This is a genomic window from Phenylobacterium sp., from assembly GCF_004799395.1.
Classification (GTDB): Bacteria; Pseudomonadota; Alphaproteobacteria; order Caulobacterales; family Caulobacteraceae; genus Phenylobacterium.
In genome coordinates this window covers 1-15,895 of the sequence record NZ_SSMZ01000047.1, presented here as the reverse complement: position 1 = coordinate 15,895, position 15,895 = coordinate 1, and the positions used below count along the sequence as shown (strand labels likewise).

Genomic DNA, 15,895 nt, shown 5'->3' with positions numbered 1-15,895 from the left:
AGCCAGCAGACCCACGCCTCCCAGGCCGCCGCCGCCGCGCTCGCAGCTTCCGCGGTCGTCGAGGCCACCCAGGGCTCCAGCCCCTTCGCCGACGAGCTGTCCAGCCTGCGGGCCATCTCCCCGCCCTCGCCGGAGCTCGAGGCGCTGGCGCGGCTGGCCGGCGCGGGCGCGCCCAGCCGCACGGCGCTGGCCGCCAGCTACCCGGACTACGCCGCGCGCGCCGCCAGCGCCGCCCGCGCCCCAGGCGACAAGGCGGGCCTGGGGGACCGCATCGTCTATGAACTCTCCCGCGTGGTGACGCTTCGGCGGGTGGGCGATATGGCAGGCGATGGCGTCGATGCGGTCCTGGCGCGCGCCGAGCGGCAGGTGGAGGACGGCGACCTCGACCGGGCGCTTCGGTCCCTCGACAAGCTTCCGGCAGGGGCGAAGGACGCCATGGCCCCCTGGCGTAACCGCGCCGAGCGCCGCGCCGAGATCGACCGCAACGCCTTTGCGCTCCGCGCCCGCGCGCTCCAGACCTTGGCCAGCGAGGCGAGGGGCGGCGCATGATCCGCGCCAGCCTCGCCATCCTCATCGTCGCGGCGGTCGCCGTCGCAGCCCTGGCGCTGACCGGCGACGCGGGCCGGGCCAGCGTGGTGTGGCTGGGTTGGCGCGCCGACATGACCGCCGCCGTCGCGGTGCTGATCGTGCTGTTCGGCGCGCTTCTGACCACCGTCTTCTGGCGCACCCTGCTCTGGATCCTGGCCGCCCCGCAGCGCGCCGAGCGCGCCCGCGCGGAGACCCGCCGCCGCCAGGCCAACGACGCCCTGACCCGCGGCTTCGTGGCCGCCGCCGCCGGCGACGGCTCCGAGGCGCGGCGCCTGGCGCAGAAGGCCGCCAACCTGGCCGACGAGACGCCGGGACTGGTGCGCATCCTCGCCGCCCAGGCCGCCGAAGCCGCCGGCGACGTCCCCGCCGCCCAGGCCGCCTATACCGCCATGCTGGGCTTCCCCGACATGCGGCTGGCCGGCCACAAGGGGCTGATGCAGCTGGCCCTAGCGCAGGGCGAGCGGGAGACGGCGCTGCGCCACGCCCAGGAGGCCTTCAGCGAGACCCGCAGCGCCCGCTGGGCCTGGCGCGCCCTCCTCGAGTCGCGCCTCGCCGCCGCCGAGTGGAGCTCGGGCCTGGAGCTGGTCAAGAACGCCGCCGACCGCAAGATCGTCCCGCCGGTCACCGCTGAGCGGGCCCGCGCCGCCCTTCTGGCTGCACTCGCCGCCCAGCTCGCCGGCTCCAGCAACCCCAAGACCCGCAGCCAGGCGCAAGATAGCGCCATCGAGGCCGCCAAGCTGCAGCCGGGCTTCGCGCCTGGCGTGGTCATGGCTGCACGCCTGCTCGCCGAGGACGGCAAGCTCGGCCGCGCCTCGGCGATGCTCGAAGCCGCCTGGAAGACCGCCCCGCATCCCGCCCTGTGGCTGGCTTTCCGCGACCTCCGGACCAACGAGACTCCCGCCGAGCGGGCCCGGCGGCTCAGCGAACTAGCCGCCCAGAACCCCAACCATCGCGAAAGCCGCGTCCTCGGCGTCGAGCGCGCCCTGACCGTCGGCGACGGCGCCGCGGCGCGCCAGGCCATGGCGGCCCTCGACGAAGAGCCCGTCACTGCGCGGATCGCGGGCCTGCGTGCGCGCGTCGCCTATGCCTGCGCCCAGCCGGACGAGGCGCGGCTGTGGCTCGCCCAGGGGATGAACGCCCCGCAGGAGCCGGACTGGTCAGACCTCGACCCGGAGGGCCGGGCCTTCGCCTACGACGCCGCCGACTGGGCCCGGCTGGTGATCGCCTACGCCGAGACCGGAGAGCTCATCCATCCGCGTCACGAGCGCCGCGAGCGGGGTCTGAACGCGCTGCCCGAGCTGCCGATCGCCTATGCCGACGCCGCGGCCTTTCTCAGTCCCGACGGCGGCGCGCCAGTGCTCTTTCCGCTGGACGAAGAGGGCTACGACGACGAAGACGCCGAAGCCGTCGAACCCCCGCCCGCGCCCGGACGTCGTCGTCGGGGCGCCAGCCGCTTGGCGAGCGCGCCGAGAGCCGCTAAATAGGCGCTCCTTCGCGCCCGGGCCTCCCGGGCGCAGCCGGATACAAAGGCCCTTGGGCCGCCTTAGCTCAGCCGGTAGAGCGGCGCATTCGTAATGCGTAGGTCAGGTGTTCGAGTCACCTAGGCGGCACCACCTTCACCCAAAATGGCGGGTTACAGCCCATTAGGGCGGGCTCTATAGGGTTGACCCAAATGCGGGCCGGCGCGTTGCGGCGAGGCCCAGATCCCATGTCGCCGTTTCGAGGTATTCCGATGCAAGCCTTCACCGCGCCGCTGCTGATGGCGGTCACGCTGGTCGCCGGGTCTCCGGCCTTCGCCGCTTCCGGTGCGCCCGCGCCCGCCCACGCCGCCGGCCACGCGCCGGCCAAGGCCGACACCGTGACCTCGGACGTCCGCTGCCTGCTGACCATGGTGGCCTTCTCCAACATCAATAAGGACCATCCCCAGGCGGCGCAGTTCGGCATCCACTTCTTCGTCGGCCGCATCAACGGGCGGGCCCCCGGGCTTGACCTGGCCGCGGCGGTGAAGGCCCAGGCGCCGACCCTGGGGCCGGAGCAGCTGCAGGCCGAGCTGAAGCGCTGCGGACCGATCGTCAGCGCCGCCGGTCAGGGCTTCGAGGCCGCCATGAACGGTCTGCGGCCGCCCGGTGCGCCGCCGCCTGGCCCGGCGGCCCCGCCCGCGGCCGCGCCGGCGCCCGCGCCGCCGAAGTAGGCGAGCTCAGTTCAGGACCGCGCCGGCCATCGCAGGGCCGATCTCGTCGTGCAGCACCAGGTCGGCGTAGCTGTCCAGGTCGGTCGCTTCGCGGTTGACGATGGCCAGGGTCGCGCCGTTGCGCTTGGCGAGCAGTGGGAACCCCGCCGCCGGATGCACCACCAGCGACGAGCCCAGCACCAGGAAGGTGTCGCATTCCAGCGTGGCGGCCTCGGCGCGGGCCATAGGACCGGCCGGCATGGCCTGGCCGAAGGAGATGGTGGCGGTCTTCACCAGCCCGCCGCAGCGGCAATAGGGAATCTCGCCGGCCTTCAGGAAGCTCTCCTTCAGCTCCGCCAGCTCGTGGCGCTCGGCGCACTCGAGGCAAGTCGCATAGCTGGCGTTGCCGTGCAGCTCGATCACCTGATCGGCGGGCACGCCTGAATCCTGATGCAGGTTGTCGACGTTCTGGGTGATCACGTGGGTGGCCTTGCCCTGCGCGACCAGGCGCGCCACCGCATGGTGCCCGGCGTTGGGCGCGCGGCCTGTCCAGCCGGCCCGCCCGGAGAAGGCCCGCTCCCAGGCCTCGCGGCGTCGCGCCGGGTCGGAGACGAAGTCCTGGAAGTAGATCGGCTTCATCCGGCTCCATACGCCGCCCGGGCTGCGGAAGTCGGGGATGCCGGACTCGGTGGAGATGCCCGCGCCGGTGAACACCACCAGACGCTTGGCGTCGGCGATCAGGCGGGCGAGATCGGCGCGTGACATGACGCCATCTTGGCGCCGCGCGCAACTCTCAACCAGGGCAGGGACAGAAGAAGAGGGGGACCGGCCCGACGTTGGTCGGGGGGATGCCAGGGTGTCGCCGAGCCGGCCCGTGACCGCTCCGGCGGGGGGAAGCCGAAGGGATCGAGCGGTAAACCGATGCCCGCTCGATAGGTTCCGAACGCCGGTCTTAAAACCGCTCAGGGCCCGGGTGGCGAGCCGAAGGCCACGGCCAGTTGCGCTGCCTCCAGCCCTTCGACCTCGATTCGCTTGAGCCGCGCGGTTTGGCCGGCCACCAGGGTGAGGGCGGACCTGGGCCGGCCGAGCGACTTGGCCAGCAGCGCCAGCACCGCGGCGTTGGCCGCTCCGTCGGCGGCCGCCGCGGCGACGCGCACCTTCAGGATCGGGCGGCCCTCGGCGTCGGCGGCCCAACCGTCCAGCGCATCGCGCCCGCCGCGCGGGGTGACCCGGACGGTAAGCCGCATCGCCGCTAGTGCAGGACCGCGATCAGCGGACCAAAGGCCAGCGGCAGCAGGAACTGGCGGATACCCTGGATCACCAGCAGGACGATGATCGGGCTGATGTCGACGCCGCCGATCGGTGGGATCACCTTCTGCACCGGCCGCAGGATCGGGCGGGTCAGCGCGTCCAGGAAGCGGGCGACGTTGTAGACGAACTGGTTGCGCAGGTTGATCACGTCGAAGGCGACCAGCCACGACAGGATTGCGCTGATGATGATCGCCACCACGAGCAGGCCAAGCAGGCCATCGACGATGAAGTAGAGGAAGGAGCCCATGGCGGCGTTCTAGCGGGCTTTGCGGCGCCGGCAAAGCCAAGCCGCGACGGGTCGCCGCGCCGTCGCGTCCGACAGCGGCTTGACAGAGGCGGGGCCAAAAGGGTTATTCCGCGCCTTCCTGGTCTTCCAGGGGCCGTAGCTCAGATGGTAGAGCGCCTCGTTCGCAATGAGGAGGTCAGGGGTTCGATTCCCCTCGGCTCCACCAGGGCCCCCTTTCATCAGCCCTGACTAAGCGCCGCCTCCGGGCGGATTGGGCGGTGCCAGGCCTCAACGAAAGCGAAGATCCCGAAGGCCACGACCCCCAGGGCGACCAGCGCCAGCACCTCGTCGCCAAAGGTCTGGGCATGCAGCGCGCCGAGCGCGCTCCCGACCCCTCGCGCCTCGGAGGCGCGCTCGTGCCAGCCGGCCCGCAGCATGAAGAAGCCCACCGGCAGCATGGCCACGCCGCGGCCGAAATAGCCCACCCGCGCCAGCCAGCAGGCCCAGGCCGTCAGCTTAGCTTCGCACTTCAGGGTCGATCCGAAATCGTCGATGACCGCGCGGATGGCGTTGCCGACACCGCAGGCGATAATGAACAGGCCGAGCAGGATCACCAGTTTCGGGCCGAGCGGCCAGGCCATGACCTTGGCCACCCGTTCGCTGGTCTTTTCGAGCTCGGCGTGGCGCAGGTCGTGCAGGGTGTCGATGACCCCGAAGATCGAGACCGCCAAGCTGCCGTAGATGAAGCCACTGAGCGCCTGACCCACCCGGCTCGCCAGGGCCTTGGCGCCGTTCCCCTGATTGTCGGCGTCGAAAACGGCCTGCAGGGCTCGCCAGCCGGCGAATCCGTAGAGCCCGACGCCCGTCAGCCAGAGCAGAGCGACCCCGAGCGGCCACCGAGCCCAGGCCCTGAGCGCGCCGATCGCCCCATGCGGGTGCGGGGCCAGCCCGATCGCCGCCGAGAAGGCGATGGCGCCCACGCTGAGATAGACTACCCCGCGCGCCACGTAGCCCAGGCGTGCCGCCATCTCGACGGTCGCGGCCCAGGGCGCGGCCCTGAAGCGCCGGCGCAGGCGCTCAAAGACCCGGATTCGGGGCAGGACGGCGACGCTCGCGGCCTCCCCATCCATCGCGGACTTCTCCTAGTGGGCGTCATCCCAATTGGCCGCCGCGCGTGCGTCGACCACAAGGGGAACGGTCAACGCGACCGCAGGCTCCGGCGCCTTCTCCATAATTCGCCTGGCGACGGCGATCACGGCGTCGGCTTCCGCCTCCGGCGCCTCGAAGATCAGTTCGTCGTGCACCTGCAGCAGCATCTTCGCGCTCAGGCCCGCTTCGCGCAGCGCCGCCGGCATCCGGACCATGGCGCGGCGGATCACGTCGGCGGCGGCGCCCTGGATCGGGGCGTTGATCGCGGCCCGGTCGCCGAACGCCCGTTCGGCCGGCGATTTCCCCTGCGCGGCCGGGATGTAGATCTTGCGGCCGAAGATGGTGGTCACGAAGCCCTCGGCGCGGACCTGGCGCTGCATGCGGTCCATGTAGCTGCGGATGCCGGGGAAGCGCTCGAAATAGGTCTTGATATAGGCGCCGGCTTCCTCCCGCGGGATCGACAGCTGATTGGCGAGGCCGAAGGCCGAGATGCCGTAGACGATGCCGAAGTTAATCGCCTTGGCGCGCCGCCGCGTTTCGGCCGGCATGCCTTCCACCGGCACGCCGAACATCTCCGACGCCGTCAGGGCGTGGATGTCGACCCCCTCGGCGAAGGCTTTCTTCAGCTGCGGGATGTCGCCGATGTGGGCCAGCAGGCGTAGCTCGATCTGCGAATAGTCGGCGCTGATCAGCACATGGCCCGGCTCGGCGATGAACGCCTTGCGGATCTTGCGGCCTTCCTCGGTGCGGACCGGGATGTTCTGCAGATTGGGGTCCGACGAGGCGAGCCGCCCCGTGGTGGCCGCAGCAAGCGAGTAGGACGTGTGCACCCGGTTGGTCCTGGGGTCGATCGCCGTCACCAGGTTGTCGGTATAGGTGCCCTTCAGCTTCGACAGTTGCCGCCAATCCAGGAGGATGCGCGGCAGCTCGTGGCCCTGCGCCGCGAGGTCTTCCAGCATTGAGGCGTCGGTGGACTGCGCCCCGGTGGCCGTGGTGCGGCCCGACACCAGCCCCATCTCGCCGAACAGGATGTCGCCGATCTGCTTGGGCGAGCCCAGGTTGAACGGCCGGCCCGCCACCTTGTGGGCCTCGATCTCCAACTCGCCCATGCGCACGGCGAAATCGTTGGAGAGCAGGCGCAGCCGTTCCGGATCGACCTTCACCCCGGCCAGCTCCATCTCGACCAGCACCTTGGGCAGGGGCCGCTCCAGGGTCTCATAAACGGTCAACAGATGTTCGTGGGCGAGGCGCGGCCGCAGGTGCTCGTAGATACGTAGGGTGACGTCGGCGTCCTCGGCCGCATAGCAGGTCGCGGCGGTGAGCTCGACATGCTTGAAACTCTTCTGCGCCTTGCCGGTCCCCGCCACCGTCTTGAAGCTGATCGGCTCGTGCTCCAGCAGGCGCTTGGAGAGCTCGTCCATGCCGTAGCTCTTGTGTAGGCCGCCTTCGAGCGCGAAGGCGATCAGCATGGTGTCGTCGATAGGTCCGACCTCGATCCCGTAGCGGAAGAGGACGGCCATGTCGTACTTGCCGTTCTGCGCCACCTTCAAGACCGCAGGGGACTCCAGAAGCGGCTTCAGCCGCGCAAGCGCCTCGTCGATGGGGATCTGGTCGAGCGCCGCGGGCGCCTCCAGAAGCAAGCCGCCTTCCTGCTCCTGCTCGTGGCCCAGCGGGATGTAGCAGGCGTCGCCCGGCGCGGTGGCCAGGGAGACGCCGCATAGGTTGGCCGCCGACGACGACAGGGCGTCGGTCTCGGTATCGAAGGCCACCAGCCCCTTGGCGAAGGCCTTGGCGATCCAGGCGTCCAGCGACTCCAGGTCGCGGACGCACTGGTAGGCGTTGACGTCGATGGCGCCGTGCTTCGGCGCTTCCGGGGCCCTGGTCTCCGACGGTTTCGGCGTGGCGCTGTGCGCGGACCCCCCTTGAGCCTCGGCGACCCGGCGCGCCAGGGTCCGGAACTCCATCTGCTCGAGGAAGGCCGCCAGGGTCTCGGCGTTCGGCTCGGCCACCGCCAGCTCATCCACCGGCGAGGGCAGAGGCGTTTCGCAGTCGAGCTGCACCAGCTGGCGCGACAGGCGGATCTGGTCGGCGAAGTCGATCAGGGTCTGGCGGCGCTTGTCCTGCTTGATCTCGCCGGCCCGCGCCAGCAGCGTGTCGAGGTCGCCGAATTCGTTGATCAGCAGCGAGGCTGTCTTGATGCCGATGCCCGGCGCGCCCGGGACGTTGTCGACCGAGTCCCCGCACAGGGCCTGGACGTCGACCACTTTGTCCGGCGTCACCCCGAACTTGTCGAACACCTGCTCGGCGCGGATCACCAGATTGGGGGTCTTCATCGTATCCAGCATCGAGACGCGCGGCCCCACAAGCTGCATCAGGTCCTTGTCGGAGGAGACGATCACAACCTCGCCGCCGGCGTCGCGCACCTTGCAGGCGTAGGCCGCGATCAGGTCGTCGGCCTCGTAGCCGGGCAGCTCCAGGCACGGCACCCCGAAGGCTCGCGTCGCATCGCGCACCAGCGGGAACTGCGGGACCAGGTCCTCGGGCGCCGGCGGGCGGTGGGCCTTGTACTGGTCGTAGAGCTTGTTGCGGAAGGTGTCCTCGGCGTGGTCGAAGATCACCGCCAGGTGGGTCGGCGCCGCGGCCGAGGCTTTCATGTCGACCAAGAGCTTCCACAGCATGTTGCAGAAGCCCGCCACCGCGCCCACCGGCAGGCCGTCCGACTTCCGCGTCAGCGGCGGCAGGGCGTGGAAGGCGCGGAAGATGAAGCCCGATCCGTCCACCAGATATAGGCGCACCTTGGGGCCGTCCTGCGTCGGTTCGCGCGGGATCTCGTCCAATGTCTGCGGGGCGGCGTCGAGGGTGTCGGTCATCGCGACAAGATAGGCGCGGGCGGGCGGTAGGTCATCTGTGATGCGACGAGATCGGGCGATGTCCCGGTATTGTCATCTCCGCGAACTTCCCGCACATGCGTCCCCGGAAACACGCCAACGGAGGGATGCGCCATGTTCTCGCACATCATGATCGGCACCAACGACCTGCCCCGCGCCAAGTCGTTCTATGACGCGCTGCTAGGGACCCTCGGCGTGCCCGCCGGCTTCGTCGATCGTCACCGCATCTTCTACCGCACGCCCACCGGGACCTTCTCGGTCTCCCTGCCGATCAACGGCGAGCCGGCGACGGCGCCGAACGGCGGCACCATCGGGTTCGCCTGCGCCTCGTCGGAACAGGCCGACGCCTGGCACGCGGCGGGTCTCGGCGCCGGCGGGACCACCTGCGAGGACCCGCCCGGCGTTCGCGAAGGCGCCGCCGGCAAGCTCTATCTCGCCTATCTGCGCGACCCGGACGGCAACAAGCTCTGCGGCCTGCACCGCATGGCCAGCTAGGCGCCGAATCGTTTGTTGAGGTTGCCCAGGACGCCCGCGCCGGGCGCGAAGTGGTCGGCCTTGCCGTCGGCCAGATAGCCCGCGACGCCCTCGGCCAGGCGTGAATAGGCGGCCCAGAACGCGCCGCCGCCGGAACTGAGACGCCGGACGCCCAGCGCCTGCAACTGCTCGGCGCCCGGCAGGCCTGCGACCAGCATCATGTTGAGCGGCAGGTGGATCTCGTCGGCCAGCCGGCCGATCAGGTCGGCGTCGCTGGGGCCGGGCACGAAGATCCCGCTGGCGCCGGCGTCGCGGTAGCGTTCGGCCCGCGCGATGGTCTCAACATAGGCCGCATGGCCCTCGGCGAGGCCCTTCAGATAGACGTCGATGCGCGCATTGATGAACAGATCCACGCCTTCGACGTCGGCCGCCTTGCGCGCCGCCTCGATCTTGCGGGCGTGCAGCTCGGGCGCCCGCGCGCCGTCTTCCAGATTGATCCCGACCGCGCCGACCCCGATCACCGCGCGGACGGTCTCGGCCAGCCGGTTCAGGTCGTCGGTATAGCCGCCCTCGATATCGGCGGTGACCGGGACCTTCACCACCCGCGCCACGGCCTCGACGGTCTCCAGCAGGCAGGGGAGGGGAAGGATGTCGCCGTCCGGATAGCCGTGCGCCCAGGCCACGGCGGCTGAGGAGGTGGCCACGGCCTTGGCGCCGGCGTCCTCCATCACCGCCGCGCTGGCCGCGTCCCAGGCGTTGGGCAGGATCAGGATCTGACCGTCGTGATGCAGCGCGCCGAACGCCGCCGCCTTGGTCTTCTGGTCCATGGGCGCCTCCGTTAGTTCTCTTGAGCCTAGACGTAAGGTGCGTCGCGCCTGTGACAACCGCTGGCGGAAACCGGACATCGACGGCGCCTTCGCGCCTCTGGACGAAACCCTGTAGAACCCCGCCGTGATCGCCACGGCCCTTTCCCGCCTGACCCTGACCGACTTCCGGTCCTATGCGCGGGCCGACCTCGTGCTGGATGGGCGCCCGGTCTATCTGGTCGGGCCCAACGGAGCGGGGAAGACCAACCTCCTGGAGGCGGTCAGCCTGTTCACGCCGGGCCGGGGGCTGCGCGGCGCGAGCCTGGCCGAAGTGGGGCGGCGTCTGCCGGGAGAGTCGGTGGGCCGCGCCTGGGCGGTCTCGGCGATCGTCTCTGCGTCCGGCGATGAGACCCAGCTCGGGACCGGCGTCGCCGAGCCTGGCGCGGCCCGGCGCACGGTGCGGATCGCCGGCGAGACCACGCCGCCGGGGCGCCTGGCCGACCATCTGCGCCAGGTCTGGCTGACGCCGGCCCAGGATCGCCTGTTCCTGGAGGGCGCCTCGGAGCGGCGGCGCTTCTTCGACCGGCTGGTGTTCGCCGCCATCCCACGCCACGCCGCACACGCCCAGGCCTACGAGAAGTCCCAGCGCGAGCGTATGCGCCTGCTCACCGACGAGACCCAGGCGCCCGATGCCGCCTGGCTGGACGCCCTGGAAGCCCGCCTGGCCGAGGCTGGCTCCCTGATGGCCGAGGCCCGCGCCACGACGCTCGCCGCCCTGCAGGCCGAGATCGACGGCCGTGGCGAGCGGCCCTTCCCGCAGGCCAGGCTGTCGCTCACCGGCGAGTGGGAGCAGATGGCCGCCGCCGGCGCCGAGATCGCCGACATCGAGGCGAAATTGGCCCGGGCGCTCGCGGCCGCGCGTCCCCGCGACACCGCCGCCGGCCGCGCGCTCATCGGCCCGCACCGCGGCGACCTGGCCGTCATCCACGCCGAAAAGGACCGCCCAGCCGCCGAATGTTCCACCGGCGAGCAGAAAGCGCTGATTTTGAACCTGGTCCTGGCGCAGGCCGCCCGCCTGGCGCGCTCGGAAAGCTCGCCCAGCCCGATCCTGCTGCTGGACGAAGTGGCGGCCCACCTCGACGCGCGACGCCGCGGGGCGTTGTTCGACGAGATCGAGGCGCTGGGGCTACAAGCCTTCCTCACCGGAACCGACGACCACCTGTTCGAAGGCCTCGCCGGCCGCGCTCAGGGCTTCAGGGTCGAGGGTGCGGAGCTGAGCGCGCTCTGAGGTTGCGCGGGCGGTGGCACGGAGCAATCGTGCGTCTTGCAGAACTCGGCCCGGGCTTCGTCGCGGATCTTGTAGGTGACAAGGGCTTGGGCGTCGCGCAGGGCCAGGGCGAGCTCCTTGCTCCGACTCTGCTCCGCCTGGCCGCCCGAAGTCGCCGCGAAGTCCGCGCGCGCCTGTAACTGCGCCTCCGAATAGGCCGTAGAGATATTGTCGAGGCTCTGATCGATGTAGTCGGCGAGGGCCTGCTGCGCTGCTGCGCGATAGGCGTCCACGGCTAGGTCGTAGACCTTCGAATCGGAGCCCTTGGGCGCGTTAGTGGCGAAGTCGGTGGCTTGGAGCTCGGTCTCCAACCGACCGGTCTCAATCACCTTTTCGATGGTTCCGACCCGCCGCGCTAGCGCGACAGCGGAAGCGGAACCCGGTTTCACGTGGAACGGTTCGGTTTGAGGCGTGGCGGGAAAGCCCACCCGAACCGTTGCCTTGCGCCCGGCCGCGCCCGTCGCCAACTGGATCGGGTTCAGGAGATAGTCGCCGGTCACTTTCAGGGCCGCCCCGCCGTAGCCGAGGCCGGCGGGCGTCTCTTCGTCGACCACGCAACCGGTCAAGTCACCCCTCTCCGCGACCTTGCACGTGAGCCGCACGATCCCGTTCAGACCGAGAAGGCCGGCCAGCTTTGGCTGGGCGCCCGTTAGCGTGTCCCCGTCGGGCTGCGCCACCCACTGCGGATTGTCGATCCGTCCGGCGTCGCGCGGATCGACGGCGCGCCAGACCCGCAGGACGTCGGCCGGTGAGCCACAGGGCACCTTGGCGCAGAAGGCGACGTGGGCACGGGCAGCGACGTTACGTTGGTATTCATTTACGATCTGAGCCTGCACCGTTGCGAAGGTCTCGTTCGCCTGCTTCTGGTCCCCGGCCACGAGGCTGTAGTCCCCGATAGCGGTCAGCTCGCTCTCGCTGAACACCGACGCAAAGGCCCGAGCGTAGGCAGTGCGGAAGTCGTCCCGGTGAGCCACGCTGGCGCGGCGATAGGCCTCGGCGCCCGCGCGGGCGCTGGCCGGGTCCGCGCCCATCGCTTCCATCTGCTTCGCGTGTTGTTCATAAGCGCCTTGGTTGGTGTCGACTGCTCTGGTCGCATCCACCGCCCGGAAGGCTTGCCGTGCGGCTCCCTCCGACAGAGGCGCGACCGGTTCGGCGGCGACCTCAATGGGCGGCGCATTGAACCGGATCGGTATATTGATCCCCCCGCCATCCACAGGCTGGCCGTTGAGCGTTTGTGGCTTCATCTGAAATTCGGCGCTCAGGCCGATCGCCGCTTGGCCGAAGCCTAGGCCGACGGGCCGTTCCATGCTGACGCCGCAGTCTGAAAGATAGCCATCGCGGCGAACCTTGCAGTGGATGATGGTGTAGCCGGAAAGGCCCAGTTCCGTGGCCAATTTCGGGAAATACCGGGAGTAGGCATCCGGCCCTGGCTTCACGATCCAGTCGGGGTGCGTGATGATCGGCGGCGTAGCGTAGGCGTGGCTGGCGACCGCAAAAACCCCTGCGACGACGGCAAGTCGCAATCCCATGAAGCTCTCCCCCGCTAAGCCCGAGGAATGTAGCGAATACTGGGCGCTCGGCCAGCCTATCGGCGCCATCGCAAAAGGGTGCAGAATCAGGCCCCAACCCCTATATAGAATCCTGAGAAACCGCCGGCGGCGATGGCCTCCGGCTTCTGGCGCGCCCAGCCCTCGGCGCGGCCGTCCAACGGACCTCCGAATGAGCGAAAACAACGACGACCCGCACGGCCCGAATTCCTCGCACGGCCAGGGCCCGACGCCCGAAAACAACGGCCAGGACGATTATGGCGCGGAGAGCATCAAGGTCCTGAAGGGCCTCGACGCGGTGCGCAAGCGGCCGGGAATGTACATCGGCGACACCGACGACGGCTCGGGCCTGCACCACATGGTCTACGAGGTGGTCGACAACGCCATCGACGAGACGCTGGCCGGGTGGGCCACGCGCGTCGAGGTCATCCTCAACGCCGACGGCTCCTGCACGGTCACCGACGACGGCCGCGGCATCCCGGTGGACATCCACGAGGGCGAGGGCATCTCCGCGGCCGAGGTCATCATGACCCAGCTGCACGCCGGCGGGAAATTCGACCAGAACTCCTACAAGGTCTCCGGCGGCCTGCATGGCGTGGGCGTGTCGGTGGTCAACGCGCTCTCCGAATTTCTCAAGCTGAAGATCTATCGCGGCGGCAAGTCCTACGAGATGGAGTTTCGCCACGGCGACGCGGTGGCGCCGCTGAGGGAGACCGGCGTCGCGCCGATGCGCGAAAACGGCGAGCCGCTGTCCGGCACCGAGGTCACCTTCCTGCCGTCGCTGCAGACCTTCGCCTTCATCGACTTCGACGTGAAGACGCTGGAGCACCGCCTGCGCGAACTGGCCTTCCTGAACTCCGGCGTGACCATCTGGCTGAAGGACCACCGCGGGGCCGAGCCCTTCGTCGAGGTCATGCACTACGAAGGCGGCATCGAGGCCTTCGTGCGCCACCTGGACGCGGCCAAGACGCCCCTCCTGAAGGAGCCGATCGTCATCCGCGGCAAGCGCGAGAACGTCGAGCTCGACATGTCGCTGTGGTGGAACGACAGCTACCACGAGAACGTGCTCTGCTTCACGAACAACATCCCCCAGCGCGACGGGGGCACCCACCTGGCGGCCTTCCGCTCGGCGCTGACGCGGATCATCACCGGCTATGCGGAGAGCTCCGGCGCGGCCAAGCGCGAGAAGGTCTCGGTGGGTGGTGAAGATGCTCGCGAGGGCCTGACCTGCGTCCTGTCGGTCAAGGTGCCGGACCCGAAGTTCTCCTCCCAGACCAAGGACAAGCTGGTCTCCTCCGAGGTGCGCCCGGCCGTAGAAGGCTTGGTCGGCGAGGGTCTGGGCTCCTGGTTCGAGGAGCATCCCACCGAAGCGCGCCTGATCGTCCAGAAGATCGCCGAGGCCGCCGCCGCCCGCGAGGCCGCGCGCAAGGCCCGCGAACTGACCCGCCGCAAGTCGGCGCTGGATATCTCCTCGCTGCCCGGCAAGCTCGCCGACTGCGCGGAGAAGGACCCGGCAAAGTCGGAGATCTTCATCGTCGAAGGCGACTCGGCCGGCGGCTCGGCCAAACAGGCCCGCAACCGCGACAACCAGGCGATCCTGCCGCTCCGCGGCAAGATTCTGAACGTCGAGCGCGCCCGCTTCGACAAGATGCTGGGCTCGGAGCAGATCGGCACCCTGATCACGGCCCTGGGCGCCGGCATCGGCAGCGAAGACTTCAACATCGACAAGCTGCGCTATCACAAGATCGTGCTGATGACCGACGCCGACGTCGACGGCGCCCACATCCGCACGCTCCTGCTCACCTTCTTCTTCCGGCAGATGCGCGAGGTGATCGACCGCGGTTACCTCTATATCGCCCAGCCGCCGCTCTATAAGGCGTCGAAGGGAAAGTCGGTCCGCTACCTGAAGGATGACCCGGAGCTGGAGATCTACCTGATCGACGAGGGCGTCGACGGGGCCACGCTGGACCTGTCGGACGGCCAACGGATCACCGGCGCCGATCTGCTGGCCATGGTGCAGACCGCCCGCGGCGCTAAAGCCAACGTCGAGCGTCTGGCGGCCCGAGCCCCGGCCTTCGCCATCGAGCAGTCGGCGTTGGCCGGCCTGCTGGCGCCTGGCGGCGATCTCGCCAAGGCGGCCGCGCGCCTGGACCTCTACGCCGAGGAGGGCGACGGCGCCTGGACCGGCGCGGCCGGCGATGGCGCCAGCTACGTCTTCTCCCGCGTGAAGCGCGGCGTCTCGGAACGCGTCGTGCTGGACGAGCTCCTGCTGCACGCCGCCGACGCGCGGCGCCTGGCGGAGCGGTCGAAGGAGCTGGCGGAGATCTTCGCCGGCCGCGCCACCTTCACCCGCCGCGACCGCGCCACCGTAGTCCGCGGGCCGATCGACCTGGTCAATGCAGTGATGGATGGCGGCCGCCGCGGCCTCTCGATCCAGCGCTACAAAGGCCTGGGCGAAATGAACGCCGACCAGCTGTGGGAGACCACGCTCGACGCGGAGGCCCGCACTCTGCTGCAGGTCAAGATCACCCACGCCGAGGACGCCGGCGACATGTTCGCCCGCCTGATGGGCGACCTGGTCGAGCCCCGCCGCGAGTTCATCCAGGAAAACGCCCTCGACGCCGAGGTCGACGTCTAGGGACGACAATGGCCTGACGTGACGCAGATCATGCGGATCGTCGGTCGAGCCCCTATCTGCCAAGCTTAAGGTCAAGCTTGGAGGATGGGATGCGTAGCGCAGTCGTTTCATGCCTTGTCGCCTGCGCGCTCGCCAGCGGAGCTCTCGCGCAGACGTTGCCGCCGCTGGCGCCGACCGATGAGGTGCTGGGGGCCAAGCTCCTGCGCGACGCCGGCCTGGCGGACCAGGCCCGCCGCAGCGAGGCGCTGAACGTGCAGATCAACGCCAAGAACCGCGAGGTCCAGGCGCAACGACGCCAAGCGCGCCGCCTACGAGAACGCCCTGGCCGACTACAAGGCGACGCTCGCGCAACAGGAGCAGGCCAAGGCTCGCGAGCAGGCCGCCTACGACAAGGCCATGGCCGACTGGAACACCGCCGTCGCCGCCTGCAAGGCGGGCGATTTCACCAAGTGCGGCAGCACGACGGCCGGGACAAAGCCGGCCGCGCCTTGAGCCCGCGACGTCGGCGAAACTGATCTCGATCAATTCCGGGCCGCTGAGTCCTTCCTAGGCTGGATGCGCAAACCCCAGGAGGTCTCCTTGTGCATCGCCCTTGCCGTTTCTGTCGTGCTGGCCTGTGGGCTGGCTCTGCCCGCGTCCGCTCAACCGTCCCTGCCGTCCAACCCGCCCGTCGCCGCCACCGGCGCAAGGGTCGACGCGGTCCAGATCCGGTCCAGGGCGCCGCCTCAGGACTGGGACGCGGCCGCCGCCGCCCTGGCCATGGCGATCCGC

15 protein-coding genes and 2 tRNA genes are annotated in these 15,895 nt (G+C 69.9%); 9 read left to right on the top strand and 8 right to left on the bottom strand.

Annotated features, from left to right (window positions below):
* The 4 genes from E8A12_RS03250 to E8A12_RS03235 form a co-directional block, all read left to right on the top strand.
* Window positions 1-549 (top strand): mitofilin family membrane protein (locus tag E8A12_RS03250; protein WP_363211463.1); only part of this gene is annotated, 549 nt, incomplete at its 5' end.
* Complete coding sequence (locus E8A12_RS03245) at window positions 546-2,072, top strand: heme biosynthesis HemY N-terminal domain-containing protein (RefSeq protein WP_293366319.1); 1,527 nt, start codon at window positions 546-548, stop codon at window positions 2,070-2,072. The genes E8A12_RS03250 and E8A12_RS03245, both read left to right, overlap by 4 nt.
* A gap of 53 nt (window positions 2,073-2,125) precedes the next feature.
* Window positions 2,126-2,201 (top strand) — tRNA-Thr (locus E8A12_RS03240).
* 119 nt (window positions 2,202-2,320) lie between these two features.
* On the top strand, window positions 2,321-2,779 hold the full coding sequence (locus E8A12_RS03235) for a hypothetical protein (RefSeq protein ID WP_293366318.1): 459 nt from the start codon (window positions 2,321-2,323) through the stop codon (window positions 2,777-2,779).
* A gap of 6 nt (window positions 2,780-2,785) precedes the next feature.
* On the opposite strand, the gene E8A12_RS03230 is transcribed toward E8A12_RS03235, so the two are convergent.
* The 3 genes from E8A12_RS03230 to E8A12_RS03220 all read right to left on the bottom strand — a co-directional run bounded on the left by E8A12_RS03230 (window position 2,786) and on the right by E8A12_RS03220 (window position 4,316).
* The gene (locus E8A12_RS03230; RefSeq protein WP_293366317.1) at window positions 2,786-3,523 is read right to left on the bottom strand and encodes a Sir2 family NAD-dependent protein deacetylase; all 738 of its coding nucleotides are present in this window, start codon (window positions 3,521-3,523) and stop codon (window positions 2,786-2,788) included.
* Between the two features lie 197 nt (window positions 3,524-3,720).
* Window positions 3,721-4,005 (bottom strand): DUF167 family protein, encoded by a 285-nt coding sequence (locus E8A12_RS03225; RefSeq protein ID WP_293366316.1) that lies wholly within the window; start codon window positions 4,003-4,005, stop codon window positions 3,721-3,723.
* Window positions 4,006-4,010: 5 nt separating this feature from the next.
* Window positions 4,011-4,316 (bottom strand): YggT family protein, encoded by a 306-nt coding sequence (locus E8A12_RS03220; protein ID WP_293366315.1) that lies wholly within the window; start codon window positions 4,314-4,316, stop codon window positions 4,011-4,013.
* Window positions 4,317-4,445: 129 nt separating this feature from the next.
* Between E8A12_RS03220 and E8A12_RS03215 the strand changes: the two genes are divergently transcribed.
* Window positions 4,446-4,521 (top strand) — tRNA-Ala (locus E8A12_RS03215).
* A gap of 13 nt (window positions 4,522-4,534) precedes the next feature.
* Here the strand turns inward: E8A12_RS03215 and E8A12_RS03210 are convergent.
* Together E8A12_RS03210 and polA are read right to left on the bottom strand one after the other, a co-directional pair.
* Window positions 4,535-5,425 carry a DUF1206 domain-containing protein gene (locus E8A12_RS03210; RefSeq protein WP_293366314.1) on the bottom strand — a complete coding sequence of 297 codons (891 nt, stop codon included), beginning with the start codon at window positions 5,423-5,425 and terminating at the stop codon, window positions 4,535-4,537.
* Window positions 5,426-5,437: 12 nt separating this feature from the next.
* Window positions 5,438-8,314, bottom strand: coding sequence for a DNA polymerase I (gene polA / locus E8A12_RS03205; RefSeq protein ID WP_293366313.1), 2,877 nt, complete (start codon window positions 8,312-8,314; stop codon window positions 5,438-5,440).
* A 132-nt stretch (window positions 8,315-8,446) separates the two neighbouring features.
* On the opposite strand from polA, the gene E8A12_RS03200 reads away from it, so the two are divergent.
* Window positions 8,447-8,827, top strand: a complete 381-nt coding sequence (locus E8A12_RS03200) for a VOC family protein (RefSeq protein ID WP_293366312.1) — start codon at window positions 8,447-8,449, stop codon at window positions 8,825-8,827.
* On the opposite strand, the gene E8A12_RS03195 is transcribed toward E8A12_RS03200, so the two are convergent.
* Entirely contained in the window at window positions 8,824-9,633 is an 810-nt protein-coding gene (locus E8A12_RS03195) for an isocitrate lyase/phosphoenolpyruvate mutase family protein (protein WP_293366311.1), read from the bottom strand. The genes E8A12_RS03200 and E8A12_RS03195 overlap by 4 nt on opposite strands.
* Before the next feature lie 124 nt (window positions 9,634-9,757).
* Here E8A12_RS03195 and recF point away from each other — a divergent pair, with 124 nt between their 5' ends.
* Window positions 9,758-10,900: a DNA replication/repair protein RecF gene (recF, locus tag E8A12_RS03190; RefSeq protein WP_293366310.1), complete on the top strand. Its 1,143-nt coding sequence runs from the start codon at window positions 9,758-9,760 to the stop codon at window positions 10,898-10,900.
* Here recF and E8A12_RS03185 read toward each other — a convergent pair.
* Window positions 10,858-12,462, bottom strand: a complete 1,605-nt coding sequence (locus tag E8A12_RS03185; protein WP_293366309.1) for an energy transducer TonB — start codon at window positions 12,460-12,462, stop codon at window positions 10,858-10,860. The two genes, recF and E8A12_RS03185, sit on opposite strands and share 43 nt — an antisense overlap.
* A 196-nt stretch (window positions 12,463-12,658) precedes the next feature.
* Between E8A12_RS03185 and gyrB the strand changes: the two genes are divergently transcribed.
* A complete protein-coding gene (gene gyrB, locus E8A12_RS03180; RefSeq protein WP_293366308.1) occupies window positions 12,659-15,124 on the top strand; it encodes a DNA topoisomerase (ATP-hydrolyzing) subunit B in 2,466 nt (821 codons plus the stop codon).
* A gap of 107 nt (window positions 15,125-15,231) precedes the next feature.
* Here gyrB and E8A12_RS03175 read toward each other — a convergent pair whose 3' ends face one another.
* Entirely contained in the window at window positions 15,232-15,423 is a 192-nt protein-coding gene (locus E8A12_RS03175) for a hypothetical protein (RefSeq protein ID WP_293366307.1), read from the bottom strand.
* 280 nt (window positions 15,424-15,703) lie between these two features.
* Between E8A12_RS03175 and E8A12_RS03170 the strand changes: the two genes are divergently transcribed.
* Window positions 15,704-15,895, top strand: a 192-nt coding sequence (locus E8A12_RS03170) for a hypothetical protein (protein WP_293366306.1), incomplete at its 3' end; no start/stop codon positions are given.